This is a genomic window from Escherichia sp. WS1152, from assembly GCF_046487665.1.
Lineage (GTDB): Bacteria > Pseudomonadota > Gammaproteobacteria > Enterobacterales > Enterobacteriaceae > Escherichia > Escherichia coli.
In genome coordinates, this window is sequence record NZ_JBJQJA010000008.1 from 180,458 (window position 1) to 204,948 (window position 24,491).

The window sequence follows — 24,491 nt, forward strand, 5'->3', positions numbered from 1 at the left end:
GCCCCACTCCCTGGGGCTTAAATCTCTTACTATTCACCGTTGCAGGCGTTTCAAATGCGCATCAACCTGCCACACTCCCCCACACCAGTTGCCCTTTATGGAACGTTGCGGTTCTCGGCGAGATACGCGCCACCGCCTCGGCGGAACAGGAGGCGTCCACCAGCACAAAGCTGGCGTCATCCTGCGCTTTTGGCCATACACGCTCGCCTTTTTCATTCAGCGGCAATACATCGCCAGTGGCTAGAAACAGCGAACGGGAGAGGTTCTGTTCGTTAGGACGAATATAGAGCTGCGCGTAGAGATTGGCTTTTTCCAGCATGTCGCCCAGACCATAAGGCGACCAGTGGTCGATAACGCTGTCAGTGCCAGTCATCACTTTTACGCCTTTGTCGTGTAACTGTTTGAGCGGCATATGCAGCGTACCAATCGGCACCGTCGAGGCGATAGAAATTTGCTGCACCACCATCCGGTTAGCCAGTTCATCTACCTGTTGCTCGTTGAGTGTTGCCAGCGCAAAGGCGTGACTGATGGTCAGCTTGCCCTTCAGCTGTGGCGTTTTCTCTACCGTTTCAACCATATAATTGATGGCTGCCACGCCCGACGGAGTGGTTTCGTGCAGGTGAATATCGACGCCTTTGTCGTAGTCCAGCGCAATCTGGAACATGGTATCGAGGGATTTTTCCATCGCGCCATCGACACTGGTCGGGTCCAGCCCGCCGACGTAATGCGCCCCCGCCTGCATCGCTTCGCGCATTAAGGGTTCCGATTTCGACAGCAGCAAACCGTGCTGCGGGAAGGCGACGATTTCACACTCGAAGCCCGCCTGACGTCGCGCCAGCACCGCCTGCAAATTTTGCAGATTTTTCAGGCCGGAAACCGGTTCGATATTGCAGTGGCTGCGGGCAATGGTGGTGCCTTTCGACTGCAATAAATCAATCAGTTTTTCTGCCCGCTCCTGAGTGTACGGTTGCAGCTCCGGCAGCATTTTCTGCTCGAGTTTGATCATGTCCTGGATGGTGGTGCCTGCCGGGCGATTGAGCGAGCGCCACGGCCCGCCGTAAAAGGTTTTGTCGAGATGAATATGCATGTCGCGGGTGGTGGGCAGCATCAGCTTATCGCCAGCGTCATAGTGCGGCAGCGTGGCATCCGGGTGCTGCTTATTCTCGCGCAGCGCGACAATTTTGCCGTTCTGAATCTCCACGGTCTGGCGCGCCGTGCGGGTCTGCACCGCCACGCCATTTTCGTAGTCAAATCCAGTTTCCAGCAGCACGTTGTCGAGATAGTAATGCGGGTCAGTGATTTTCATGGTGTTGTTCGCTTCGCAGTTTGTGGTGCCAGAGACCGCCGCATGGGCGAGCGGCACAGAGGTACCAAACAGCGCGGCGGCGGTGACCATCTTACCGCTCTGGCTCAGAAATTCACGGCGGCTATTGCTTTCTTTCATCTTACGTCCTTACGTTTTAATAATATGGGTGCCCGTTTCACCGCGCAGCGCCGCAGGCAGGCATTCCGGCGTGGTGATAATCACTTCTTTGCCGCCCTGTTCCAGGAACGTCAGGCTGGCGATGATTTTTGGCAACATGCTGCCAGGCGGAAAATGCCCTTCCTGCATATAGCGGGTCATGGTGGCAATATCCACGCGATCCAGCGCCTGCTGCTGCGGTTTACCAAAATGAATACACACTTTTTCCACGCCGGTGGTGATCACCAGAATGTCGGCGTGAATTTCACGGGCCAGCAGCGCGGTAGAGAGATCTTTGTCGATAACCGCGTCCACGCTTTGGTAATCTCCCGCGTCAGTACGCACCACAGGAATTCCGCCGCCGCCCGCGCCAATCACCACAAAGCCTTGTTGGATCAGCGCCTTAATGGCAGGTGCTTCGACAATACGTTTCGGTTCCGGCGAGGCGACCACGCGGCGATAGCCCCGTCCGGCATCTTCAACAAAACGCCAGTCAGGGTTTGCCTTTTGTAGTTCGTCACGCTGGCTGTCACTAAAGAATGCGCCGATGGGCTTGGTGGGATGGGCAAATCCCGGATCGTTTTTATCCACTTCCACCTGAGTCACCACGGTGACGGCTTTTTTCTCGCCGTGACGCGCCAGCCGGTTGTTCAGCGCCTGTTGGATCAGATAGCCGATGCCGCCTTGCGTATCCGCCACACAGTTCGCCAGGGGCGTTAAGGGCAGCCCTTCGCGCTCGTGGGCAATCTCCGCGCGGCGTAAATCCAGCCCGACCTGCGGCCCGTTGCCGTGGGTCAGCACAATGTCGTAATCGGAAGCCAGCATTTCCAGCACCGTATCAGCGACGGCTTTCACCGCCTCCGCCTGATGCTCAATCGACTGGCTGGCGTTATCTTTGATAATGCTGTTGCCACCAATGGCAACGACCACAAGTTCTTTCATCTTGTTATGTCCGCTACAGAGGGTGATGGGGTTATGACCAACGCCAGACTGCCTGATGCGCTACGCTTATCAGGCCTACAATTCTCGTGCCACTCGTAGGCCGGATAAGGCGTTCACGCCACATCCGGCAATGGTGACAAATGCCTGATGCGCTACGCTTATCAGGCCTACAATTCTTGCGCCATTCGTAGGCCGGATAAGGCGTTCACGCCGCATCCGGCAATGGTGACAAATGCCTGATGCGCTACGCTTATCAGGCCTACAAATTCTTGCGCCACTTGTAGGCCGGATAAGGCGTTCACGCCGCATCCGGCAATGGTGACAAATGCCTGATGCGCTACGCTTATCAGGCCTACAGATTCTTGCGCCACTTGTAGGCCGGATAAGGCGTTCACGCCGCATCCGGCATGAACATGTAGGTCAGACGCCGTAACGTTCGCACCAGCCAAGAATGGCTTTCTCGAAGCAGGCGAATGGCGGATGCACAATGCCCGCGCCAATCATGCCGACGCCCGCATCTTTATGGGCGATGGCGGTGTTGATCACCGGCAGAATGCCGCTGCTACCCACGCGGGTGATGTCGATTGCCGACGGCACGCCCATAAAACCGAGCAGCGGAATGGTGACGTTGGGGTTTTCGCCAAGGGTGATTTCGCGCATCTGACGGGAGAAATCGATAGCCTCTTCCACCGTGCCGCCCACCAGCGCAACGATTGCAGGCGCGGTCGCCATGGCAAATCCGCCAATACCGTAGGTTTCGGTGATGGCGCTGTCGCCGATATCCAGCCCCGAATCTTCCGGCTTATAACCAGCAAACATCGGGCCGATGACCTGCTGCGCTGGGCCGGTAAACCACTGCCCCGGCAGGCCGCTGACCCGCAGGCCGAACTCGACGCCGTTACGCGCCATGGTGGTAACGACGGTGCTGTATTCGATGCCGTGCGCCGCATCCATCGCCGCTTTACACATCGCCATCCACGTCGGGCCGGAGAAGTAATCGCTACTGGCAACAAACTCAAACACTTCGCGCTGTTGCGCGACGGAATAGCCCGCCTGGATAATCCCCGGCGTCAGCGCCTGAATCAGCAGCGTCGTCCCGGCGTTATTGCGGTTATGGCACTCATCGCCCATATGCAGCGCCTGCGCCAGCATTAAGCGCAGATCGATTTCGCCGATAATTTTCATCGCGTCGCGCAGTATTGGTCCCTGCACATCACGCATCCAGTTCAGGCGGTCAATCACGCTCTGGTCGTTAGCGCCCATACGCAAAATCTTCGCCATCTGCTCGCTCATGTTGGTATAAGCGATGTTGCCGTAGGTTTTGTTTTTTACGATGTGCATAAACATCGAGGCCGAGGTAACACCCGCCATCGATCCCACGCAGTCGTGCTCGTGACACGGCGAGAAGGTGATCTCCCCGGAAGCCGCCAGTTCAGCCGCCTCGTCGAGATCTTTCGCCAGTCCTTCGAACACCAGCGCTCCGGTGACCGCGCCTTTCATCGCGCCGCACATTTTTTCCCAGGTGATCGGCGGCCCGGCGTGAAGAATGGTTTTCGGCGTCATGCCCGGCACCACGTTAATCGCCTGCTCAAAACCAATCAGCACCGGATGCGACTGGATAATGCGCTCCAGCGCCTGCTGGTTAGCGGCGGCGATTTTGTCTGCCAGCGGCGAATCGGCAATGTTGTCCAGCGCCTGCACCACCTGCATATTGCCCTGCCCCGGCGGCGTCCAGTCGAGTTGAGTCACTTCTACATGCTGCTTTTTCAGGTCATCGCTAAACATGGCGATGCCGACGTTAATAACGTTCAATGGTTGGCTAAACAGTGACTGGCTCATCAGGCTTCCTCCCCTTTGCAGATAAATTCACGCGCCAGCAATCCGGTATTGGTGCTGCTGCTCGCCAGAATCACTCCGGCATCAAGCAGCATCTGGCTTTGTTGTTCTAACGATGGCGTATCAAGATCGGTACCCAGCACATAGGCGAGAATGATCAACTCGCGTCCTTCGGCAGCGGCGATCGCTTTCGCTTCTTTGATCGCCTCGATGGTGGAGCCGACCGGATCTTCATGCGATCCAAATCCGAGCACAAAATCCATCACGATCACCGCCACTTCTGGATCGCGCGCCTCTTCGATCAAGCGACTGATGCGGTTGGTGGGGTCAATCATTGGATGCGGCTTGCCGTTGGTGAAGTCGTCATCGCCAAAGTCGAGGAAGGTGTGTTTGATGCTGCGATTGATATCTTTCAGGCGGAATTCAGGATCGGGCTGGATGTTGCTGTAGACATCGCCGTGTTTTTCCATCACCGCGAACATGGTTTCGTCACACAGCGTACCGCCGCAGAACAGGCCACGAATGTATTTCTGCTGGGGTTGCAGACGCGCACGCACATCCGCAATCAACGGCTGGTTAAGCGTATGCAGGTCGAGATTTTCCTGTTTCACGCCGGAGAGCATCACCGCTTTTAGCGCCGCTTCTTTGCTGCCGCGAGCAAACTGTAGCCCCTGCTCGTCAACCGGCGTTTCGCCACGACCGAGGAAGCAGACCACCACCGGCTTGCGGCAGGCGCGGGCGCGTTCCAGCACTTTACGGGCCACCGCAGGCGCGGGAGGTTTTGAAATCAGCGCGATAATTTCAGTTTGCGGATCGTTTTCCAGCATCCCGATGGCGTCGAGCATCATCAGGCCGCCGATTTTCTCGCTCAGGTCGCGCCCGCCGGTGCCAATCAGTTGTGAAACGCCGCCACCAAATTCATGAATGCGGACGCTCAGCTCCTGGCTGCCGGTGCCGGATGCGCCAACAATACCGATGTTGCCGCGATGCACGGCGTTACCAAAACAGAGCGCCGCGCCGTTGATAATCGCCGTGCCACAGTCTGGCCCCATCATCAGCAGCCCTTTTTCGTGGGCCAGTTGCTTGAGCGCCAGTTCATCTTCAACCGAGACGTTATCGGAAAACAGCATCACGTTGAGATCGTTTTGCAGCGCCTGACGCGCTTCGCGAGCGGCAAACAGACCGTTGACCGAAATCACCGCCAGGTTACTTTCCGGGATATGCTTTTTGGCGCTGGCAATAGTGGCGTAACGCGCCTCGTGCGAGCCGCTTTGCGCTTTGCTGTTGAACAGTTCTTCAATCTCCACCAGCAACTGCTCGTTGTCCGCCCCCGATTTACCATTGATGACAATCATCAGGTCGCCGTTTTTCGCCTGTTCCAGCTCCGGCGTGAGCAGTCCTAAATTTTTCAGCACACCTTTGTTCATTTCGGTCGCCATCGCCACAAATGCCTGCTCGACGCCGTCGAGTTTATTTGCACGCGTGGAGATAGACATCAGCGAGACAGAATCAAAATAGGTATTCGGTTTAATGACTATTTTAACTGACATAATTCCCTCCGTAGGTTTGGCTCAGCGCACAACCATCGGCCATGCCATACAGCATGTCGCAGCCGGAACTGGAGCCAATATGTTTAATTTTTTCTATTGCCTGAGTTGAATTCCCAGGGACGCCATAAATAATGTTGTGAATAAAACGATGAATATTTTCCCGGCAGCGTTGTTGTAATGCGGCTTCCAGCGTTATGGCACTTAATAATGTGGTGTTATTTCTGCCGCGTTGCAGACCGCGATAAAATTCCTCTTTGTATTTTTCCGCCGGATGCCCGGAAATAAATAAAATAAGTACCAGTCCGGTCAGATAATCATCGGCTGATGGCGTAAGGCCAATCCCTAACCCCATCATACTGGCGACCGCTGCGGCGATATTTTGTTTTTCGTTTACTGCCTGAATAACTGCCCGTCGTTTAATATGTAGTTCTTTATTTAACGCCTGATAAAACGGATTATCGCCGCGATAATTAAACAGGGTTTCATTTTCCCCCAGGTGCTGATGAATAATGTCGTGCCACTGTTGCCAGGCGATAAGGTGAAAATTCACAGCGGTCATTTGCAAGGTTGGGGACAGCCAACGCCGACAACGACTCATCTCTATATGAAGATGTTGACCAACCGTAATACCTTGATCGTCAAACTGAACCTTATCACCATGCCGGAACAGATCATCAAAGTGAGTGAGTGCCAACCGACAACTGTTTGGCGCATTGTCGTACTCTTCACAAAGCAGCGTCAGCAACTGCTGGCGAGCCGGGAGTGCGATATTTACCGCTCTGGCAAAGACCTGTTCAACCTGTCCTTGCCCCCGCTGCGCCAGAAAATCCGCATCCGCAGTTAGCGCCCACACACACCGTTTTTCTGGTGTGTTGATTGCAAGCCTCCCGGTTTATGCACCTGCGGCAATCAGTAACTGCGCAATCTCTTCAAAGCCCCGTTCCCGCGCCAGTTCCAGTGGCGTTTTGCCATATTTATCCGTCAGATGCGGGCTGGCACCGTGTTCCAGCAATAACTGCACAATCGCCTGCTGTTTAATACCACCATCATTAAGCACAATCGCTTCCAGTAGCGGCGTCCAGCCTACATGGTTGGTCTGGTTAACGTTAATCTCCGTATGCGCCAAAAGCTCTTTTACAATACTTAAATGGCCTTTTTCACAGGCAGGCGTCAGGCCGACACCGCCAAAACGGGTTACGCAATTAAGATCGGGTTTAGCCGGTAAAATAATTCGTAGTAGAGTTAAATCATCGTTCAGACAGCTAATTAAAAAAGGATTTAAACAGGTATGATCTTGCTTATTAATATCCGCTCCGGCATCAATTAATGCCTGAACGCAAGCATATTGCTGATATAAACTTGCCAGCGTAATTGCCGTTTTCCCCTGACGATCGCAGGTATTAATATCGACACCCAGCGCAAGGCAGGTTTTTACTTTATCGATATCACCCTGTTGTGCAGCCAATAAATAGTCGGCAGGTAGATTTTTTATACTCATTCACATTCCCCTGGTTTTTGTGGCTGTTTTCGATGAATTGAGAATAGCAACGATAATCTGATAAAAGAACCCGCTTAAATTTAATTCGCTGTATTTCGCCTTTTTGTTGAATGATGTTCAACAATCTTTTCGCAGTGTGCGGTAGTGCAATATTTGTTTCTTTGACCCGATACCCTTTCACTCAATCAGGTTTTATTTCTCTATAGTCTGCACATGTAAGAGTAGCTTTCGTCCATGTCTAACCAGAGGGGAACAAGATGAACGGACTCACGGCAACGGGTTTCACCGTCGGTATTTGTGCAGGGCTTTGGCAGTTAGTGTCTTCACATGTCGGGCTCTCTCAGGGATGGGAATTATTAGGAACCATTGGCTTCGTCGCCTTTTGCAGTTTTTATGCCGCAGGCGGCGGTAAATCGGGGTTTATCAGAAGTCTGGCGGTTAATTATTCCGGGATGGTGTGGGCATTTTTCGCCGCGCTGGCTGCCGGTTGGCTGGCCTCTGTAAGTGGACTGTCCGCGTTCTGGGCGAGCGTAATTACTACCGTACCCTTCTCGGCGGTAGTGGTCTGGCAAGGGCGTTTCTGGTTACTGTCCTTTATTCCCGGTGGCTTTCTCGGCATGACGCTGTTTTTTGCCAGCGGGATGAACTGGACGGTGACGTTACTGGGTTTTCTGGCGGGTAACTGCGTGGGGATAATTTCAGAATATGGTGGACAAAAATTAAGCGAAGCGACGACTAAACGCGACGGGTATTAAAAGTTATTCAAAAATGATTATCTATCTTTAACCGATACCTCTACAGTCATAGCTGGAGAAATTCATAGTAGATAATGGCGAGAATGGTTTAATGAACTCAATTTTTACCGAAGAGAATCTGTTGGCATTTACTACCGCTGCGCGTTTTGGCAGCTTCAGTAAAGCCGCAGAAGAGTTGGGTTTAACCACTTCCGCCATTAGCTACACCATCAAGCGTATGGAGACGGGGCTGGATGTGGTGCTGTTCACTCGCAGTACCCGCAGCATTGAGTTAACGGAGTCCGGGCGTTATTTTTTCCGCAAAGCTACCGACCTGCTGAATGATTTTCACGCCATCAAACGCAGTATCGATACTATTTCGCAGGGCATAGAAGCACGTGTGCGCATTTGTATTAATCAGCTGCTTTATACGCCCAAACACACCGCACGCTTGTTACAGGTGCTGAAAAAGCAGTTTCCTACCTGCCAGATTACCGTCACCACCGAAGTGTATAACGGCGTCTGGGATGCGATTATTAATAATCAGGCCAATATCGCCATCGGCGCACCCGATACACTACTGGACGGCGGCGGTATTGATTACACTGAAATTGGCGCGATTCGCTGGGCTTTTGCTATCGCCCCGGATCACCCGTTAGCCTTTGTGCCGGAACCCATCGCCGAAAGCCAACTGCGTCTCTACCCTAATATTATGGTGGAGGACACCGCGCATACGATTAATAAAAAAGTGGGCTGGTTGCTGCACGGGCAGGAGTCAATTCTGGTGCCAGATTTCAACACCAAATGTCAGTGCCAGATTTTAGGTGAAGGAATTGGTTTTTTGCCGGATTACATGGTCCGTGAGGCGATGACGCAATCCCTGCTGGTTACCCGACAAATCCATAATCCGCGCCAGGATTCGCGCATGTTACTGGCGACTCAGCATTCTGCTACGGGTCAGGTGACGCAGTGGATTAAAAAACAATTTGCGCCAAATGGCATATTAACGGGGATCTATCAGGATTTACTGCATCGGGAGAATTAATCGCTGCCAACCTCCCGATGCGCTGTGAATAGCGGTTTACATCAACCACCTGCTTTCATTACCCATTCAGAGATAAATTTATTACCCGGTACTGGCGGAGAGTACAAATAGCCCTGCAAAAAGTGAACGCCTTTACCGATCATTAAATCCGCCTGCTCCTGGGTTTCTACCCCTTCCGCCACGATACTCAGACCAGGCTTACGCGCTAGTTCGACAATATTGTCCACAATATGACCGGAGATTTCGTCGACACTCGCCATTTGCACAAATGACTTATCGATCTTAATAAAATCGACCGGGAACGCCTGCAAGTAACGATAGGTCGCATAACCCGTACCAAAGTCATCCAGCGCAAAGGTAATGTTGTGCTGATGAAGGCTGTCAAATATCGCTCTGGCTTCTGGCGTTACCGGAATAGGGTTACGTTCCGTTAGCTCGAGAACCAGCTTGATTTTATCGTTACCTAATTTCTTAACCAGGTTCAGACACTCTTTTTCAAATCCCGCTGCCAAAAAACAACCCGCCGAGACGTTGATGCCAATATGGAAATTGTCCGGCAGCAAATGTTTTACCGGCATCAGAATATCCGCAGTCTGTTTCATCAGTTGGCGGGTCATTATGACAATAAGACCGGATGACTCCGCCAGAGGAATAAACTGATCCGGTGGGATAATTCCCGTTTGTGGATGTTCCCAGCGGACAAGTACCTCACAGCCCGTCAGTACCCCAGTCTGCGCGCAGAAAACCGGTTGGATCCACGGTTTGAATTCGTGGTTTTCCAACGCCAGACTGATGGCTTCAGGCGTGACGATATGGTGACAACGGTTATCAGGGATATAAAAATTATTTTTATTTCCCGTGCCACTGATGACTTGCGGATGATATTGAAAAAAGATATCCCGCCAGAAGGTAATATCACTCTGGATGCCTAGTTTTTCATACAGCTGCTTCTTTTGATGTGAAATTGTCTTTGCACTGCGATTTCTGTACTGTGAGATTTCTGTAACCGACATTCCCTCCATTAGCAGCTTGAGTAAAAGCCGTTCTTTTTCGGACACGATACCAGGCAACGTCAAATTCACCGTTGCCCCGAACTCTTCCAAAAAAACACTCAAATCATGCGAAGCCATCGAACACACCTTGATTAAATCTTGTGCGCCAGCTAAATCTGCGAGTCTTCACTCTGACTGATAAAGCTGGCTGCAAGAAAATGACACAGAGAGCCGAATTATCTCCCGTTCGGCTCTCTCTCCTTTTACTCATTATTCAGATCAGAATTGCCACTTAATGCCAACCATTGCAGAGGTGTCATTATATCCCCTATCGGCAACCTGAACGCCCACATTCCCCCAGACATTCAGGTTGGCATTTAGCTGTCCTTCCACCCCGGTTTTTATCTCAGCAATATTTCGGGCTCCATCCTGAGTGACGGACACGCCATCCATACTGGTGCTGAAATCCTTACTGTTATGCAGCCAGTTCACTTCTACAAACGGCTGGAACTCGCGGGATTTACCGTCATCCATTTTATGGTGGCTCTTCAGCCAGGTTTTTACGCCAAGTCGGGTTTGAACATTGCCATCACCGTTGCTATGAACGAGGGTTCCGTTGCTTTCGCGGTGCTTATCGGCTTTGACTCCCATCCAGGTAACCTGTGCTTGCGGCTGAACATACCATTCATTACGCGTTCCCTGGCTGCCATTAAATTCAGCTAATTTGTGTTTGTATCCAGCTTCCAGTGAAGCGGTAAATCCTTTTGATTTATAGGATTCACTTTGTAAGTCATCCCCTTTCACTGTGTTATCAAACCAGCTGTACTGCGCCCAACTGTCGAGATACGCGCCATTACGCGACTCGTCATCGGCATACCAGGTGGCATAGAGGCCGGTGCTATATCCGTTCACACTCGCTTTTGCACGATAACCGGTTCGCGAGGAAATGGTTTTGCTGTCGCTGTTGCCATATCCCGCCATGACCCCAACATGCCAGCTGTCGCTGCCGTTTTGGCTCCACTGCGCGACATCGCCTCCCAGTTGCAGAACATAGCGATTGCTTTGGGTTTTCAGCTGGCCGCTGCCATCACGCCATTTATTATGACCACCTTCATGGCGCATCCACATAGTGGTTTGTTTCTGCTCACCCGTCACCATGTCGGTATAGTACGTATTACCCAGACGCTCATGCAGACGCGTGGTGAACATTGTATTCGCTGCTGCAAGGTTCGCAATGTAGCTACCCGCCTCCGGTCGCAGGTCATTATCCACATTCAGATCCGGACCCGGCGTAGGTGTCGGGTTAGGGTTCGGCTCTGGATTCGGGTTTGGCTCCGGATTCGGCATCGGGTCTGGCTCCGGCTGCAGTTCAGGAGAATCACTGCCGCTGGTCAGATACCAGTTACCACTATTTGCCCCTTGTCCACGCGCGAGAGTGTAGTCATACGCCCCCGCAACGATACGACCAGCCTGAACAAATTCGCCCTCAGACTTACCGTCTACATGGATAAGTTCGATACCGTTAAGGGTTTTCGCACCTGTACCGCCAGCGTTATTCACCGTAACGGCAGTCGTGCCGCTAGTATCGCCCTCGACAACCAATTTATCGGTTACTGAGTCATCGCCATTCAGTACCGTATTCATTACTAGTTGACCGTTATTACCGTGGTAGTTCCCCTTCACCACTAACACATTGCCAGCTTGCTGTCCTGACATTCCGGTCATCAGCGTACCGTTGTTGGTCAGATTGCCGCCCAGGGTGTAATTCACAGACGCAGCCGCTCTTTTTTCAGTGCTATTATTCAACGCCAGGGTACCGTTGTTCTCAACGTTTGCGCTACCCAATCCCTGCGCATGACTTACCAGGACATTAGCCGAATTAGCAATGTTCACATTCGCCGTCAGGTTGCTGTTATCGCCCGCGATGTCCAGCGTGCCGCCCTGAATATTCAGCTCTCCGCTCCCCGTTAACGAACCGGTTGAAGTGCCCCCGTTGGTAACCGTCAGACTGCCGCCATTTAAGCTCAGCAGTGAATCGGCGCTGCCATTGAGCGTGCCCACGGTCTGGCTGTGACCATTCATATCCAGTTCAGTCTCTGCCGCCAGACGCAGTTCATGGGTATTACCCAACACGTTATCGTTATTCAACAAAAGCGTCCCACTGCGCAGATCGGTAACACCGGTATAGTCGTTGTCTTTGTTAGAAAGCGATACGGTCTGACCCTTCTGGCTGCTGAATGCCAGGTCACCACTGCCGGTAATCTTTGCGCTGAGATCGGCGGCATTCTCGCTTTTACCGTTAGAGCTCAGCACCAGAGCATCGCTGTCGGTAGCGTGTAAATCAAGCTGGGTCAGGCCGTAACCGATATACAGACCGTCATTGTTTACCCCACTCGTCAGACGATAGTCGTAAGTGCCGACGGCCGCTTTTTGCCCATTCTGCTGAATATCACGTTGGGCGCTGCTGGAGAGGATTTGCCCATTTTTATCCTGCAATTGCAGATTGCCCGCATCGCCCAGAACTTCCGCACCTTGCGCATCAACCAGCTTAATGGCGCTGTTACCATCATCGACTTCAGTGAGCGATAACGCAGAGTCAATATCACGAGATACTGAGCGGACAACGTCACTGTCAGAAACCTGAATCACACCCTCGCCGCGCAAATCCAGCGTTTTACTAACGTTGACCGTCCCTTCTGTCATCTGTGCACCTGCTGTCAGGGCACCAAAATCAACGGTTCCGCCGGAGAATCCCAAAGTGCTAATGGAGTGAGCGCCCTTACCCACTGTTACCTGGCTTCCCTGACCCGCAGTGATCCCGCCTCTCTGCAGAAACTCAGCATTCTTTTCCAGGTTAAATGTCGTGTTCTGAAACGCCAGTGAACCCTGGAACCAGTCTGTATAAGCAAACTCATCGAAGGAGAATTCGTGATTCCCCATGTTTATTTCAACAATACCTCTACCTTGAAGATCGTTATCAAATACCCAATCTTTATTGGCATTGATTTGCAGTTTGCCATCAACATCCAGGTCCGCACGGCCGATGTTCTTGTCTTCAGAAATAACCGCGACAGCACCAGAAGCGACATCAATATATCCGCTGAATGCATAGTTATTGCCGGTCAGTGCCACTGTCCCACTGTCGATACTTATTGTACCATTGCCGGAAATCTTATTGGCAAAGGTCATGCTATCGTCAGCCTTCAGGTGTAATTTCCCGCGGTTGTTGATCTCTGCTGTACCTATATTTTTGGTGATCCCTAAAGCGCCATTTTGCTCAATTTTGACTTTACCACTAAAGGCAGAGTTATCACCGGTTAAGTAAGTCGTGCCATTGAGCGCATTGATATAGCCCAGGCCCTCGCTGCCACTGACAATATCCGCGGAAATAGTCGCGTTTTTATCCGTGTGGTTTAAGGTGATTTTCTTATCGGATGTCTTTGCCCACACAAACTCAATTTTTTCGGCATCAATAATCCCTGCAGCCTTCGCAGCACTTCCTTCCTGTGCATCTAACGCTAACTCAGAGTTGGTGCTTAAACTAATTTTCGGTGCGGATATTTTACCTCCATCTGATACGACTAATGTTGTATCAGAACGTTGGTCGTAATAACCCAGGCTAATATGTTCACGAGCATTAACTTCACCACCGTTATTAACCGACAGGAACTGATTACCGCCATATCCGCCGTAAACGCCCATAAAGAAGGTCCCTGCATTTACCTGACTACCTTCGCCGCTTACATTCCCCTGCGTATAAGTCAGACGACTGGTGCCCTTAACATGAATTTTGCCGCCATTGGAGACATTAAAATAGCCTTGATCATGTCTCATGCCTGAGTTTGACTCATACAAATCATCAGCATATAACTCGCTGCCAGCATTGGAGACATTCAGGAACCCCGTACCTTTCAGCAAAAAGTTAAGCGGGCCATTGATTGTTACCTTTCCTCCGGTAATATCCAACCCACCACCAGAAGCGAGAGTCAGACGCGGACGGGAAGTATCTGTCGTATTGATTACCAGATTGGCATTGTCAGTCACCGTAATACGGTAATCGATGCTCTGGTTCTCTTTGCCAAAATCAATAGTTTTATCCTGGTTTACGATGACATCATCGGCGAATACCAGAGATGAATATAAACTTATCGCGCTAATTAAAACAGCCCGGGACTTTTTTCCTTTTACTCTGCTCCCCAGCTCAGAGCAGACGCTCCAACAGTTACGGGACCTGTTCCACTTTAGCCGATATATTTTATTCATCACAATCTCCAGCAATACATCCAAATAAAACCAAGATTGCATAAACAGCAACGCATTAAATGCCATTCTGGTTACTGTTCATCGCATATAAAAATTCAAAAATTTTGCATAGCATTGGCAACCACATATCTGAGTATGTAGTTCAGAGGGTAATAAAATAGCAAGTTATTACTTAAAACTTATTTTAAGTTAACACTCTTAACTTTATCATTACATTCCTCCCAGTCTCTAATACCTGCGCATTATATGTATCCAGGAACTCAAATCAACTCAAAATATAAACAAAAGCAAGAGGAATACATTTAATATACAGCCGATAAAAGCGGTAACTCTTATTAGGTATCAAAATATAAGAATCGTCTTATTAATAAATATATAACACTATAGGACTGAATCCATTCAGCTAATACAAAATAAAATCGTTAATTAATAAAATATAAAATCATGAAGTGATACAAGAGGAATTGCAGGATATGACATGACAATCATATATAATATATGCATAATTTTTTACAGCGAGTCAATGATTCCCGCGCCATATGCAGACATGGCGCGGTTTTATGCAAAAACAATCACGCGTCCGGGAACATCACGCTATGGCCCGGCGCTTCACGATGGAGATGAATAAAGTTAAGGTGCCGCTCGTACTGGTCAAGAATATCGGTGATCACCTGCTCTTTGCTGTAGTCCATCAGGTCGTTGCCCTGGCTGCCTTCTAACAGGAAGGTTTCCAGCCGGTAGTAGGTCGATTTACCGCTACGTGCGCGGTAGGTAAAGCCCGGCACCGAATATTGCTGCGGCCAAATCTGATAGACAAAGTTTTGTTCTTCGCCCATATGCACCAACAAATCCAGATGCCCCAACTGTTGTCCCTCTTCCGGCGGCAGGCTTTTTAGCTCCACGTACGCGCCGCGCAACCGCAGCTCCTGCGCCACTTCTTCCATTGCCGGGTAACAGACCGTCTCCATCATCTGTTTAGTGTAACGCGTGCCCGGATAATTCATCAGGCGCGAGAGACGTTTTTTCCAGCTCAGGCGATCCTGAAGCCCCAGCGGTCGCGGCGCGGTATCGCGGTTGGCACTTTCACGGCGGTAATCTTCTACCTTCAGAGATTTATACAACCCCGCCATCACGAAGAAGATCACAAAGCTGAACGGCAGCCCCATAATCACCGTGGTGTTTTGCAGCGCGGATATCCCGTTGGTCATCAGCATGCCGAGCGTCAGCAGGCCAATCGCCACCGACCAGAAGACGCGCAGCCAGCCGGGGGCGTCGCTGTTGATATCTTTAAGCTGCGAGGTGAAATTCCCCAGCACCAGCGCACCGGAGTCCGCCGAGGTCACATAAAACAGCAGGCCAGTAATGGTGGCGACGGAGGCGCTAAAGGTAAACGCCGGATACTGCGCCAGCAGGCTGTAGAAGCCGCGCTCCGGATGGACCATCGCTTCCTCGGCAAATGCCGCGCCGCCGTGGATGATTTCATACAGCGCGCTATTGCCGAATACCGAGAGCCATAACAGCGTGAAGGTAAACGGAATAATCAACGTGCCCAGCACGAACTGGCGAATGGTACGCCCACGCGAGATACGCGCCAGGAACAAGCCGACAAACGGCGACCATGCCACCCACCATGCCCAGAAGAAGAGCGTCCAGTTATTCATCCACTCAACTGGACGGTCGAAGGCAAAACTGTTGAGCGTCATGCCCATAAAGCGATTCACATAGTCGCCAACATTCAGCACCAGCGCATTAAGCAGGAACGAGGTGTCGCCCATAAACAATACGAACAGGATCAATCCCAGCGCCAGCGCAACGTTAAGTTCCGATAACACACGAATCCCCTTATCGACACCGGAGGTGACAGAGATCGTGGCGATTATCACCGACAAGGCGATCAGTGCCGCTTTTGCCGCCATCGAATCGGGAATATCAAACAGTACGCTCAAGCCATAGTTAAGCTGCACCACACCGATACCGAGCGTAGTGGCAATACCGAAGATGGTGCCGATCACCGCTGCAATATCCACTGAGTGCCCTATCGGCCCGTTAATCCGTTTACCGAAGATCGGGTACAGCGCCGAGCGGATGGTGAGCGGCAAATTATAACGATAGCTAAAGTATCCGAGCGCCATGCCCATCAGCGCATACATCGACCAGCCGGTTAAGCCGTAGTGAAACAGCGTCCAGACCATCGCCTGACGCGCGGCCTCAATCGTCTGTCCCGCGCCTTCCGGCGGCTGCATATACTGCGTTACCGGTTCGGCTACGGAAAAGAACATCAGGTCGATACCGATCCCGGCAGCAAACAGCATCGCCGCCCAACTCAGCAGGCTGAATTCCGGTTTGGATTGTTCTGGCCCGAGCTTCACCGAACCAAAACGCGAACAAGCGATACAGACCACAAAGACAATATAGAGCGTTGCCGCCAGCAGATAGTACCAACCGAAGGTTTTAGACACCCAGTCCAGCGTGCGGCCAATCCACAGGGCCGAGAAGTCGCGAAACAGGATCGTTGTCAGGGAAAACAACAAAATCAGTCCGGCGGAGGTGTAAAACACCACCGGATTGATTTTGTCCTTTTCCCTGCTGTGTGAAAGGTCTGTCATCCAGTATCCCCACTGTTATTGTTACCATTTAAAATCAAATTCGTAACAATTAAGACACATTTTATATTGAACGTCCAATCAATAACCGCTTTAATAGATAAACAACGCTGATGAATGGAGTGGCGAAAATGCCCAAATTGGGGATGCAGTCGATCCGGCGCAGACAACTGATCGACGCCACACTGGAAGCAATAAATGAAGTGGGCATGCACGATGCAACGATCGCGCAGATCGCCCGCCGTGCAGGCGTTTCTACGGGGATCATCAGCCACTATTTCAGGGACAAAAATGGTCTGCTGGAAGCAACCATGCGCGATATCACCAGTCAGCTGCGTGACGCGGTTTTGAATCGATTACATGCACTTCCGCAGGGCAGTGCAGAGCAGCGATTACAGGCGATTGTTGGCGGAAACTTCGATGAAACGCAGGTGAGCAGTGCGGCGATGAAAGCCTGGCTGGCGTTCTGGGCCAGCAGTATGCATCAGCCGATGCTCTATCGTTTACAGCAGGTCAGCAGCCGCCGCTTGCTGTCGAATCTGGTGAGCGAGTTTCGCCGCGAATTGCCGCGCCACCAGGCACAGGAAGCGGGCTACGGCCTTGCCGCGCTGATTGACGGATTATGGCTGCGCGCGGCACTGAGCGGCAAACCGCTGGATAAACCTCTCGCACACTCGCTGACCCGTCACTTTATTACTCAGCATTTACCCACCGATTAACCGAGGAGACGTGATGTCCCGAATGGCAGAACAGCAGCTTTATATACATGGTGGTTATACCTCCGCCACCAGCGGTCGCACCTTCGAGACCATTAACCCGGCCAACGGTAACGTGCTGGCGACCGTGCAGGCCGCCGGGCGTGAGGATGTCGATCGCGCCGTGAAGAGTGCCCAACAGGGGCAAAAAATCTGGGCGGCGATGACCGCGATGGAGCGCTCGCGCATTCTGCGTCGGGCCGTTGATATTCTGCGTGAACGCAATGATGAACTCGCAAAACTGGAAACCCTCGATACCGGAAAAGCGTATTCGGAAACCTCAACCGTCGATATCGTTACCGGTGCGGACGTGCTGGAGTACTATGCCGGGCTGATCCCGTCGCTGGAAGGCAGCCAGATCCCGTTGCGTGAGACGTCATTTGTTTATACCCGCCGCGAACCGCTGGGCGTAGTGGCAGGGATGGGCGCATGGAACTACCCGATTCAGATTGCCCTGTGGAAATCCGCCCCGGCGCTGGCGGCAGGCAACGCAATGATTTTCAAACCGAGCGAAGTCACCCCGCTTACCGCGTTAAAGCTGGCTGAAATTTACAGCGAAGCGGGCCTGCCGGACGGCGTATTTAACGTGTTGCCGGGCGTGGGCGCGGAGACCGGGCAATATCTGACCGAGCATCCGGGCATTGCCAAAGTGTCATTTACCGGCGGTGTCGCCAGCGGCAAAAAAGTGATGGCTAACTCGGCGGCCTCTTCCCTGAAAGAAGTGACCATGGAACTGGGCGGTAAATCACCGCTGATCGTTTTCGATGATGCGGATCTCGATCTCGCCGCCGATATCGCCATGATGGCAAACTTCTTCAGCTCCGGTCAGGTGTGTACCAATGGCACCCGCGTCTTCGTTCCGGCGAAATGCAAAGCCGCATTTGAGCAGAAAATTCTGGCGCGCGTTGAGCGCATTCGCGCGGGCGACGTTTTCGATCCGCAAACTAACTTCGGCCCGCTGGTCAGCTTCCCGCATCGCGATAACGTGCTGCGCTATATCGCCAAAGGCAAAGAGGAAGGCGCGCGCGTACTGTGCGGCGGCGATGTACTGAAAGGCGATGGCTTCGATAACGGCGCATGGGTTGCACCGACAGTGTTCACCGATTGCAGCGACGATATGACCATCGTGCGTGAAGAGATCTTCGGGCCAGTGATGTCGCTTCTCACTTATGAATCTGAGGACGAAGTGATTCGCCGCGCCAATGATACCGACTACGGCCTGGCGGCGGGCATCGTGACGGCGGACCTGAACCGCGCGCATCGCGTCATTCATCAGCTGGAAGCGGGTATTTGCTGGATCAACACCTGGGGCGAATCCCCGGCAGAGATGCCCGTTGGCGGCTACAAACACTCCGGCATTGGTCGCGAGAACGGCGTGATGACGCTCCAGAGTTACACCCAGGTGAAGTCCATCCAGGTTGAGATGGCTAAATTCCAGTCCATATTCTAACCAGGAGGTTTATTTGCAATTTGACTACATCATTATTGGTGCCGGCTCAGCCGGCAACGTTCTCGCTACCCGTCTGACTGAAGATCCGAATACCTCCGTGCTGCTGCTTGAAGCGGGCGGCCCGGACTATCGCTTTGACTTCCGCACCCAGATGCCCGCAGCGCTGGCGTTCCCACTACAGGGCAAACGCTACAACTGGGCCTATGAAACAGAGCCTGAACCGTTTATGAATAACCGCCGCATGGAGTGCGGACGCGGTAAAGGCCTGGGTGGATCGTCGCTGATCAACGGCATGTGCTACATCCGTGGCAATGCGCTGGATCTCGATAACTGGGCGCAAGAACCCGGTCTGGAGAACTGGAGTTATCTCGACTGCCTGCCCTACTACCGCAAGGCCGAGACTCGCGATGTGGGCGAGAACGACTACCACGGTGGCGATGGCCCGGTGAGCGTCACCACCTCCAAACCCGGCGTCAATCCGCTGTTTGAAGCGATGATTGAAGCGGGCGTGCAGGCAGGCTACCCGCGCACGGACGATCTCAACGGCTATCAGCAGGAAGGTTTTGGCCCGATGGATCGCACCGTCACGCCGCAGGGCCGTCGCGCCAGTACCGCGCGCGGTTATCTCGATCAGGCCAAATCGCGCCCTAACCTGACCATTCGTACTCACGCTATGACCGATCACATCATTTTTGACGGCAAACGCGCGGTGGGCGTCGAATGGCTGGAAGGCGACAGCACCATCCCAACCCGCGCAACGGCCAACAAAGAAGTGCTGTTATGTGCAGGCGCGATTGCCTCACCGCAGATCCTGCAACGCTCCGGCGTCGGCAACGCTGAACTGCTGGCGGAGTTTGATATTCCGCTGGTGCATGAATTACCCGGCGTCGGCGAAAATCTTCAGGATCATCTGGAGATGTATCTGCAATATGAGTGCAAAGAACCGGTTTCCCTCTACCCTGCACTGCAGTGGTGGAACCAACCGAAAATCGGTGCGGAGTGGCTGTTTGGCGGCACTGGCGTTGGTGCCAGCAACCACTTTGAAGCAGGTGGATTTATTCGCAGCCGTGAGGAATTTGCGTGGCCGAATATTCAGTACCATTTCCTGCCAGTAGCGATTAACTATAACGGCTCGAATGCAGTGAAAGAGCACGGTTTCCAGTGCCACGTCGGCTCAATGCGCTCGCCAAGCCGTGGGCATGTGCGGATTAAATCCCGCGACCCGCACCAGCATCCGGCGATTCTGTTTAACTACATGTCGCACGAGCAGGACTGGCAGGAGTTCCGCGACGCAATTCGCATCACCCGCGAGATCATGCATCAACCCGCGCTGGATCAGTATCGTGGCCGCGAAATCAGCCCCGGCACGGAATGTCAGACGGATGAACAGCTCGATGAGTTCGTGCGTAACCACGCCGAAACCGCCTTCCATCCGTGCGGTACCTGCAAAATGGGTTACGACGAGATGTCCGTGGTTGACGGCGAAGGCCGCGTACACGGGTTAGAAGGCCTGCGTGTGGTGGATGCGTCGATTATGCCGCAGATTATCACCGGGAATTTGAACGCCACGACAATTATGATTGGCGAGAAAATAGCGGATATGATTCGTGGACAGGAAGCGCTGCCGAGGAGCACGGCGGGATATTTTGTGGCAAATGGGATGCCGGTGAGAGCGAAAAAAATGAGTCGTGATTTGAACTGACTCAGGAACCGATCAGATTGAGAGTTACCGTTCCAGGTATGGGGACAGAATCGTTATATAAAACATAGGGGTAACTCTCATGCTTCATAGTGACAACCTCGCCAGCAAATTCTAAGCTGACTCGTTCAATCTCGCTGATGAAGGTGCTATGAATGCACTGATAAACCGCAGGTGAAATGCCACTCAGCTTAAGAATTACGCCGCTAGTGTTCCTGGCTATGGTGACTTGTTCACTCCCGCTCACGGTTAGCATATACGAAAAGGGTTCTTGTAACGAGGACAAAAATAAGTCAGACCAAAACAACGTGGAGCTTTAAACACAATTCGTATAATTTATTAACAGTGATTTATTTTTACTCTTCTTTAATTAATCATCATGCTTAAATATTTTTTAGCACAAGATTATCGCTTCGCTAACATTTTAGTTTACATTGATTTCCAATTGATAATAAAAAGTTGTTAATAAGTTTATGCGAAAAATAAAAATTGTTGAAATACTCTCCAGCAAATGAATCAAAAATAAACAAATTAATATTTACAAAAAGCAAAAAACTATTTAAGAGAACATCTTTAATTTATTAGCAGAACCCATCAATAATGATTTACTTACGACTAAAAAATATCTTACAACAATGTGTTATTGTAAATTAACGGGAATGATATTAAATTTTTATTTTCTACACCACAACTTCATTGAACGACAAAATGCATATAAAATCAATAAGATAAATAATAAAGACAACCTCATAAGAAATAACGTCAAATATCTCAAAACTACTAAACATCACTAAAACATTAGACGTAACACACATCCCCCACGCCCTGTAATTCATAGCTTTTATATTTATTTTTTCACATCAATGTAGATAAAAACACGCATTAAAAATGGCTTGTAGAAAAGCAGCACAATAAATAGTTCATATTTAGTCTATTGCGTAGAACTACTATTCAAAAAATCTTATTAATGAGATAATGAGATTACATCGATAACGTTCTGATTGCAGGCATACTTATCTGGGTGTGCCTCTCTTTTTTACAACTGTACACGGTGGCGTATGACGAGAAAATATCTCACACAGGATGAAGTCTACAGGCTGATGGATGCAGCCCAGAGCATGTCCTTTCCTGAAAGAAATCGCTGTCTAATTATGATGGCTTTCATTCACGGTTTTAGGGCCAGTGAACTTCTTGATTTACGTTTATCCGATATTGATGCATCAGGAAAACAACTTAATATTCGGCGGATTAAAAATGGTTTCTCGACAACACATCCTCTTCTTCCTGATGAATATAATTTGATCAAGTTGTGGCTTAAGCAGAGGAAGTTAATTGAAAACGGAGTTGAAGGAGACTGGCTTTTTCTCTCCCGGAAACGCCGCCCTATCAGCAGACAACATTTTTTTTCTATCATTCGTGAGGCTGGAAGACGTGCAGGATTAGCTGTAAAAGCACATCCTCATATGTTACGTCATGCCTGTGGTTTTGCTCTGGCTGACAATGGTGTCGATACCCGACTACTTCAGGATTATCTGGGTCATCGAAATATCCAGCATACTGTCAGATACACAGCCAGTAATGCTGCTCGATTTAAAGGGGTGTGGAAAAAAAAGCCTCGTTAAAACAGTATCTTCTGATTCAAAATGTCAGATTCCTACGTTTTCCTCAATTCTTCCATAAAAAAACAGCCCATTCAATTCAATAAAACACATAACATGTTGATATTTCTCGCTAAAGTAAAATAACCCCATGATTTGAAATGATTAACCGCCAAGGTCATACCAGTGATTAACTTTCACTCATGTTGTTAACATGCAACCAAATTAAAAACAATAAAAATCAAACAAATTAGATTTATATTCCAAGAAAATTAAATATTCAGGCAATTAAACCAAACCTGACATTTTGAATCAAAATGTCAGGTTTGGTAGCAATGGCGTGGACGAGTCTGAATGAAGAAGCCTCTGGTTATTATCAGTGCCTGTCAGTTCACCAGGCTGGCACTGGAGTCTCTCATCCCAACGGACAGGTATCTCGTGCGGGTGTACAGCAACGTCACTACAGAGGTTGAATTCATTTTAAAGACCTCCTGTGGCTACCTGTTAGCTGATATCCCTTCGCTTCCTTCGGGGGAGTTGGTTCTTCTGGCTTGTCTTGTCCGCTTGCGGAGTGATGCCGGGCAATGGCAGGTCTGCCTGACCGGTGACTCCGACTGGTTCGATAATGCTCCTGCTGCAAGTCTGTACTATGGCTTCCCACGCATAAGCACCCTGCTGACAGCGAGTCGTTATCAGAATCAAATTATCCGCTGGTTACTACGTCCTTTGCCCGGCGATATGAGTGATTTCTGGCTGCTGACTGCACGGGAGTTGAGCGTGCTTAAGATTCTGATGCAGGGCATGAGTTTCAGTGAGATTGCCCGTTATGAACAACGCAGTTCAAAGACCCTGCATGCGATTGCCACACGGGCATTAATGAAACTTGGACTGGGAACTCTGAGCGATTTCAGGCTGCTCTATACGGGATGCGGTGACAGCAGAGTGAAACGGAATATACGGCTACATGCAAGATATGTCGGACAACATTCCGCTCATCGACTCACTCAGTATGTGCAGAACATGGTATCCGGAATTCTTTATCCAGAGAAAGTTGCCGTTGGTGAATCAATAAATTCTGACGCCATATCCGGAAAAGTACTTTCCGGACAAAGAAAAAATATGTCTAAAAAAAGACCAGGATTGTTATGACACAGCAGCGTTGTTACTACCCCCCACTGCGGCGCATACGGACTCGCTACAGTGTAGGAGCCAAAATATTTCTACTGCTCTGGGCTGCAGGATTGGGAGGCACGCTGTACAGCCTGTACAGCGTGCTGGCGTACTGACATCTGTGAGGGAAGGATGCGTTTCGTTCTTTTCTGTCCCTCAGGAATCGTACCAGCGCAGTTCGTAGCTCTATCAACCGGTTCTGTCGGCAATGTTACCTGCATCAAAACAGAAGAGGAGTTACGCAATAAATTGCGGCACAGGCCACAGAGTGTCGTGATATCGGCAGGGCGACCTGCCGAATGCGCTGAAATGTGGTTCCGATTTTATCGGGATCACTCATTCGTGGTGGTGTTGTGCGTCGCGCCCTTTTTTCTGCCACCGGATGTGAGTATTTCTGGCGTTCTCAAAAACCTGAGGTTACTGAAACCAGGAATGTCAGTAGAGCATGTCATCAGTATTGCAAATACCTCTGGTGGGTTTTCAGGGCTGAAACATGCAGAAATTTTGCCAGTTATGGACAGTTACTCTGTCTTTATGAAAGAGGTGAATAACCGCACAAAGACAATCGTCATGTCAGAACGCTTCCCGGAAAAGCAAAAGAAGGTGTTGTCGTTGCTTCTTGCCGGACACAGCTGGGAATACAGTGCGCAGTTTCTCAAAACGGGGATAAGACAGATATGGCTTGCCGAGCAGTCGCTAAAAAAGCGTTGGGGAATACCGGACAGCATGTCATTGCGGGAAGCCCTGCTGCTGAGCAGCAATAAATTTCACGGTGATGGAAATGCATTGGAAAAAACGAATGCCATGACATTGCGTGAAAACGGAAATACCAACAGGTATTCCGTGGTGGTAAATGCAGGGACGCAGGCTTTATCTCTGCATAAATATAAATAA

The 24,491-nt window shown here is 50.8% G+C and carries 19 protein-coding genes; 8 read left to right on the forward strand and 11 right to left on the reverse strand.

Translation table 11 applies throughout. From position 1 onward, the window contains the following. Positions 1-61: 61 nt before the first annotated feature. The 7 genes from ACJHW7_RS14935 to ACJHW7_RS14965 all read right to left on the reverse strand — a co-directional run bounded on the left by ACJHW7_RS14935 (position 62) and on the right by ACJHW7_RS14965 (position 7,288). The gene (locus ACJHW7_RS14935; RefSeq protein ID WP_021556531.1) at positions 62-1,444 is read right to left on the reverse strand and encodes an amidohydrolase family protein; all 1,383 of its coding nucleotides are present in this window, start codon (positions 1,442-1,444) and stop codon (positions 62-64) included. A gap of 9 nt (positions 1,445-1,453) precedes the next feature. Next, a complete protein-coding gene (locus ACJHW7_RS14940) occupies positions 1,454-2,404 on the reverse strand; it encodes a carbamate kinase family protein (RefSeq protein ID WP_024227140.1) in 951 nt (316 codons plus the stop codon). A gap of 167 nt (positions 2,405-2,571) precedes the next feature. After that, the gene (locus ACJHW7_RS14945; RefSeq protein WP_077625471.1) at positions 2,572-2,799 is read right to left on the reverse strand and encodes a hypothetical protein; all 228 of its coding nucleotides are present in this window, start codon (positions 2,797-2,799) and stop codon (positions 2,572-2,574) included. A 25-nt stretch (positions 2,800-2,824) separates the two neighbouring features. Further along, complete coding sequence (locus ACJHW7_RS14950) at positions 2,825-4,243, reverse strand: DUF1116 domain-containing protein (RefSeq protein WP_021556529.1); 1,419 nt, start codon at positions 4,241-4,243, stop codon at positions 2,825-2,827. After that, complete coding sequence (gene fdrA / locus ACJHW7_RS14955) at positions 4,243-5,790, reverse strand: acyl-CoA synthetase FdrA (protein ID WP_021556528.1); 1,548 nt, start codon at positions 5,788-5,790, stop codon at positions 4,243-4,245. The genes ACJHW7_RS14950 and fdrA overlap by 1 nt, the downstream gene beginning before the upstream one ends. Continuing rightward, on the reverse strand, positions 5,780-6,643 hold the full coding sequence (locus tag ACJHW7_RS14960) for a DUF2877 domain-containing protein (RefSeq protein ID WP_021556527.1): 864 nt from the start codon (positions 6,641-6,643) through the stop codon (positions 5,780-5,782). Before ACJHW7_RS14960 ends, fdrA begins: the two co-directional genes overlap by 11 nt. Before the next feature lie 39 nt (positions 6,644-6,682). Continuing rightward, positions 6,683-7,288 carry an ankyrin repeat domain-containing protein gene (locus ACJHW7_RS14965; protein ID WP_000023635.1) on the reverse strand — a complete coding sequence of 202 codons (606 nt, stop codon included), beginning with the start codon at positions 7,286-7,288 and terminating at the stop codon, positions 6,683-6,685. 257 nt (positions 7,289-7,545) lie between these two features. On the opposite strand from ACJHW7_RS14965, the gene ACJHW7_RS14970 reads away from it, so the two are divergent. Both ACJHW7_RS14970 and ACJHW7_RS14975 read left to right on the forward strand, forming a co-directional pair. Further along, positions 7,546-8,043 (forward strand): DUF1097 domain-containing protein, encoded by a 498-nt coding sequence (locus tag ACJHW7_RS14970; protein ID WP_337450326.1) that lies wholly within the window; start codon positions 7,546-7,548, stop codon positions 8,041-8,043. A gap of 91 nt (positions 8,044-8,134) precedes the next feature. Next, positions 8,135-9,067, forward strand: coding sequence for a LysR substrate-binding domain-containing protein (locus tag ACJHW7_RS14975; protein ID WP_001084392.1), 933 nt, complete (start codon positions 8,135-8,137; stop codon positions 9,065-9,067). A gap of 41 nt (positions 9,068-9,108) precedes the next feature. Here the strand turns inward: ACJHW7_RS14975 and ACJHW7_RS14980 are convergent, their stop codons facing one another. From ACJHW7_RS14980 to betT, 3 genes are all read right to left on the reverse strand, one after another. Then, on the reverse strand, positions 9,109-10,197 hold the full coding sequence (locus ACJHW7_RS14980; RefSeq protein ID WP_000146391.1) for an EAL domain-containing protein: 1,089 nt from the start codon (positions 10,195-10,197) through the stop codon (positions 9,109-9,111). 141 nt (positions 10,198-10,338) lie between these two features. Beyond that, positions 10,339-14,322, reverse strand: a complete 3,984-nt coding sequence (gene ehaA, locus ACJHW7_RS14985) for an autotransporter adhesin EhaA (protein ID WP_072769077.1) — start codon at positions 14,320-14,322, stop codon at positions 10,339-10,341. A gap of 572 nt (positions 14,323-14,894) precedes the next feature. Further along, on the reverse strand, positions 14,895-16,928 hold the full coding sequence (gene betT / locus ACJHW7_RS14990) for a choline BCCT transporter BetT (protein WP_000131044.1): 2,034 nt from the start codon (positions 16,926-16,928) through the stop codon (positions 14,895-14,897). Between the two features lie 128 nt (positions 16,929-17,056). Between betT and betI the strand changes: the two genes are divergently transcribed. The 3 genes from betI to betA are packed head-to-tail and all read left to right on the forward strand — an operon-like array spanning position 17,057 to position 20,832. Next, the gene (gene betI, locus ACJHW7_RS14995; RefSeq protein WP_001301903.1) at positions 17,057-17,644 is read left to right on the forward strand and encodes a transcriptional regulator BetI; all 588 of its coding nucleotides are present in this window, start codon (positions 17,057-17,059) and stop codon (positions 17,642-17,644) included. A 13-nt stretch (positions 17,645-17,657) separates the two neighbouring features. After that, a complete protein-coding gene (gene betB / locus ACJHW7_RS15000) occupies positions 17,658-19,130 on the forward strand; it encodes a betaine-aldehyde dehydrogenase (protein ID WP_021556526.1) in 1,473 nt (490 codons plus the stop codon). 13 nt (positions 19,131-19,143) lie between these two features. After that, a complete protein-coding gene (betA, locus tag ACJHW7_RS15005; RefSeq protein ID WP_021556525.1) occupies positions 19,144-20,832 on the forward strand; it encodes a choline dehydrogenase in 1,689 nt (562 codons plus the stop codon). Positions 20,833-21,509: 677 nt separating this feature from the next. Here the strand turns inward: betA and ACJHW7_RS15010 are convergent. Further along, the gene (locus tag ACJHW7_RS15010; RefSeq protein ID WP_021556524.1) at positions 21,510-21,644 is read right to left on the reverse strand and encodes a hypothetical protein; all 135 of its coding nucleotides are present in this window, start codon (positions 21,642-21,644) and stop codon (positions 21,510-21,512) included. Between the two features lie 243 nt (positions 21,645-21,887). On the opposite strand from ACJHW7_RS15010, the gene ipbA reads away from it, so the two are divergent. The 3 genes from ipbA (at position 21,888) to hyxA (ending at position 24,491) form a co-directional block, all read left to right on the forward strand. Next, complete coding sequence (ipbA, locus tag ACJHW7_RS15015) at positions 21,888-22,451, forward strand: tyrosine-type DNA invertase IpbA (protein WP_001362381.1); 564 nt, start codon at positions 21,888-21,890, stop codon at positions 22,449-22,451. Between the two features lie 330 nt (positions 22,452-22,781). Next, the gene (gene hyxR / locus ACJHW7_RS15020) at positions 22,782-23,576 is read left to right on the forward strand and encodes a LuxR family transcriptional regulator HyxR (RefSeq protein ID WP_001362383.1); all 795 of its coding nucleotides are present in this window, start codon (positions 22,782-22,784) and stop codon (positions 23,574-23,576) included. Positions 23,577-23,729: 153 nt separating this feature from the next. Beyond that, positions 23,730-24,491, forward strand: a complete 762-nt coding sequence (hyxA, locus tag ACJHW7_RS15025) for a protein HyxA (protein ID WP_001213049.1) — start codon at positions 23,730-23,732, stop codon at positions 24,489-24,491.

What these genes read in the sequence shown, in the direction of transcription:
- ACJHW7_RS14940 (WP_024227140.1), bottom strand. Translation starts at nt 2,404, where the DNA reads ATGAAAGAACTTGTGGTCGTTGCCATTGGTGGCAACAGCATTATCAAA.
- ipbA (WP_001362381.1), top strand. Translation starts at nt 21,888, where the DNA reads ATGACGAGAAAATATCTCACACAGGATGAAGTCTACAGGCTGATGGAT.
- hyxR (WP_001362383.1), top strand. Translation starts at nt 22,782, where the DNA reads ATGAAGAAGCCTCTGGTTATTATCAGTGCCTGTCAGTTCACCAGGCTG.
- ACJHW7_RS14970 (WP_337450326.1), top strand. Translation starts at nt 7,546, where the DNA reads ATGAACGGACTCACGGCAACGGGTTTCACCGTCGGTATTTGTGCAGGG.
- betI (WP_001301903.1), top strand. Translation starts at nt 17,057, where the DNA reads ATGCCCAAATTGGGGATGCAGTCGATCCGGCGCAGACAACTGATCGAC.
- betT (WP_000131044.1), bottom strand. Translation starts at nt 16,928, where the DNA reads ATGACAGACCTTTCACACAGCAGGGAAAAGGACAAAATCAATCCGGTG.
- ACJHW7_RS15010 (WP_021556524.1), bottom strand. Translation starts at nt 21,644, where the DNA reads ATGTGTGTTACGTCTAATGTTTTAGTGATGTTTAGTAGTTTTGAGATA.
- ACJHW7_RS14935 (WP_021556531.1), bottom strand. Translation starts at nt 1,444, where the DNA reads ATGAAAGAAAGCAATAGCCGCCGTGAATTTCTGAGCCAGAGCGGTAAG.
- ACJHW7_RS14975 (WP_001084392.1), top strand. Translation starts at nt 8,135, where the DNA reads ATGAACTCAATTTTTACCGAAGAGAATCTGTTGGCATTTACTACCGCT.
- fdrA (WP_021556528.1), bottom strand. Translation starts at nt 5,790, where the DNA reads ATGTCAGTTAAAATAGTCATTAAACCGAATACCTATTTTGATTCTGTC.
- ACJHW7_RS14950 (WP_021556529.1), bottom strand. Translation starts at nt 4,243, where the DNA reads ATGAGCCAGTCACTGTTTAGCCAACCATTGAACGTTATTAACGTCGGC.
- hyxA (WP_001213049.1), top strand. Translation starts at nt 23,730, where the DNA reads ATGCGTTTCGTTCTTTTCTGTCCCTCAGGAATCGTACCAGCGCAGTTC.
- betB (WP_021556526.1), top strand. Translation starts at nt 17,658, where the DNA reads ATGTCCCGAATGGCAGAACAGCAGCTTTATATACATGGTGGTTATACC.
- ACJHW7_RS14965 (WP_000023635.1), bottom strand. Translation starts at nt 7,288, where the DNA reads ATGAGTATAAAAAATCTACCTGCCGACTATTTATTGGCTGCACAACAG.
- ehaA (WP_072769077.1), bottom strand. Translation starts at nt 14,322, where the DNA reads ATGAATAAAATATATCGGCTAAAGTGGAACAGGTCCCGTAACTGTTGG.
- ACJHW7_RS14980 (WP_000146391.1), bottom strand. Translation starts at nt 10,197, where the DNA reads ATGGCTTCGCATGATTTGAGTGTTTTTTTGGAAGAGTTCGGGGCAACG.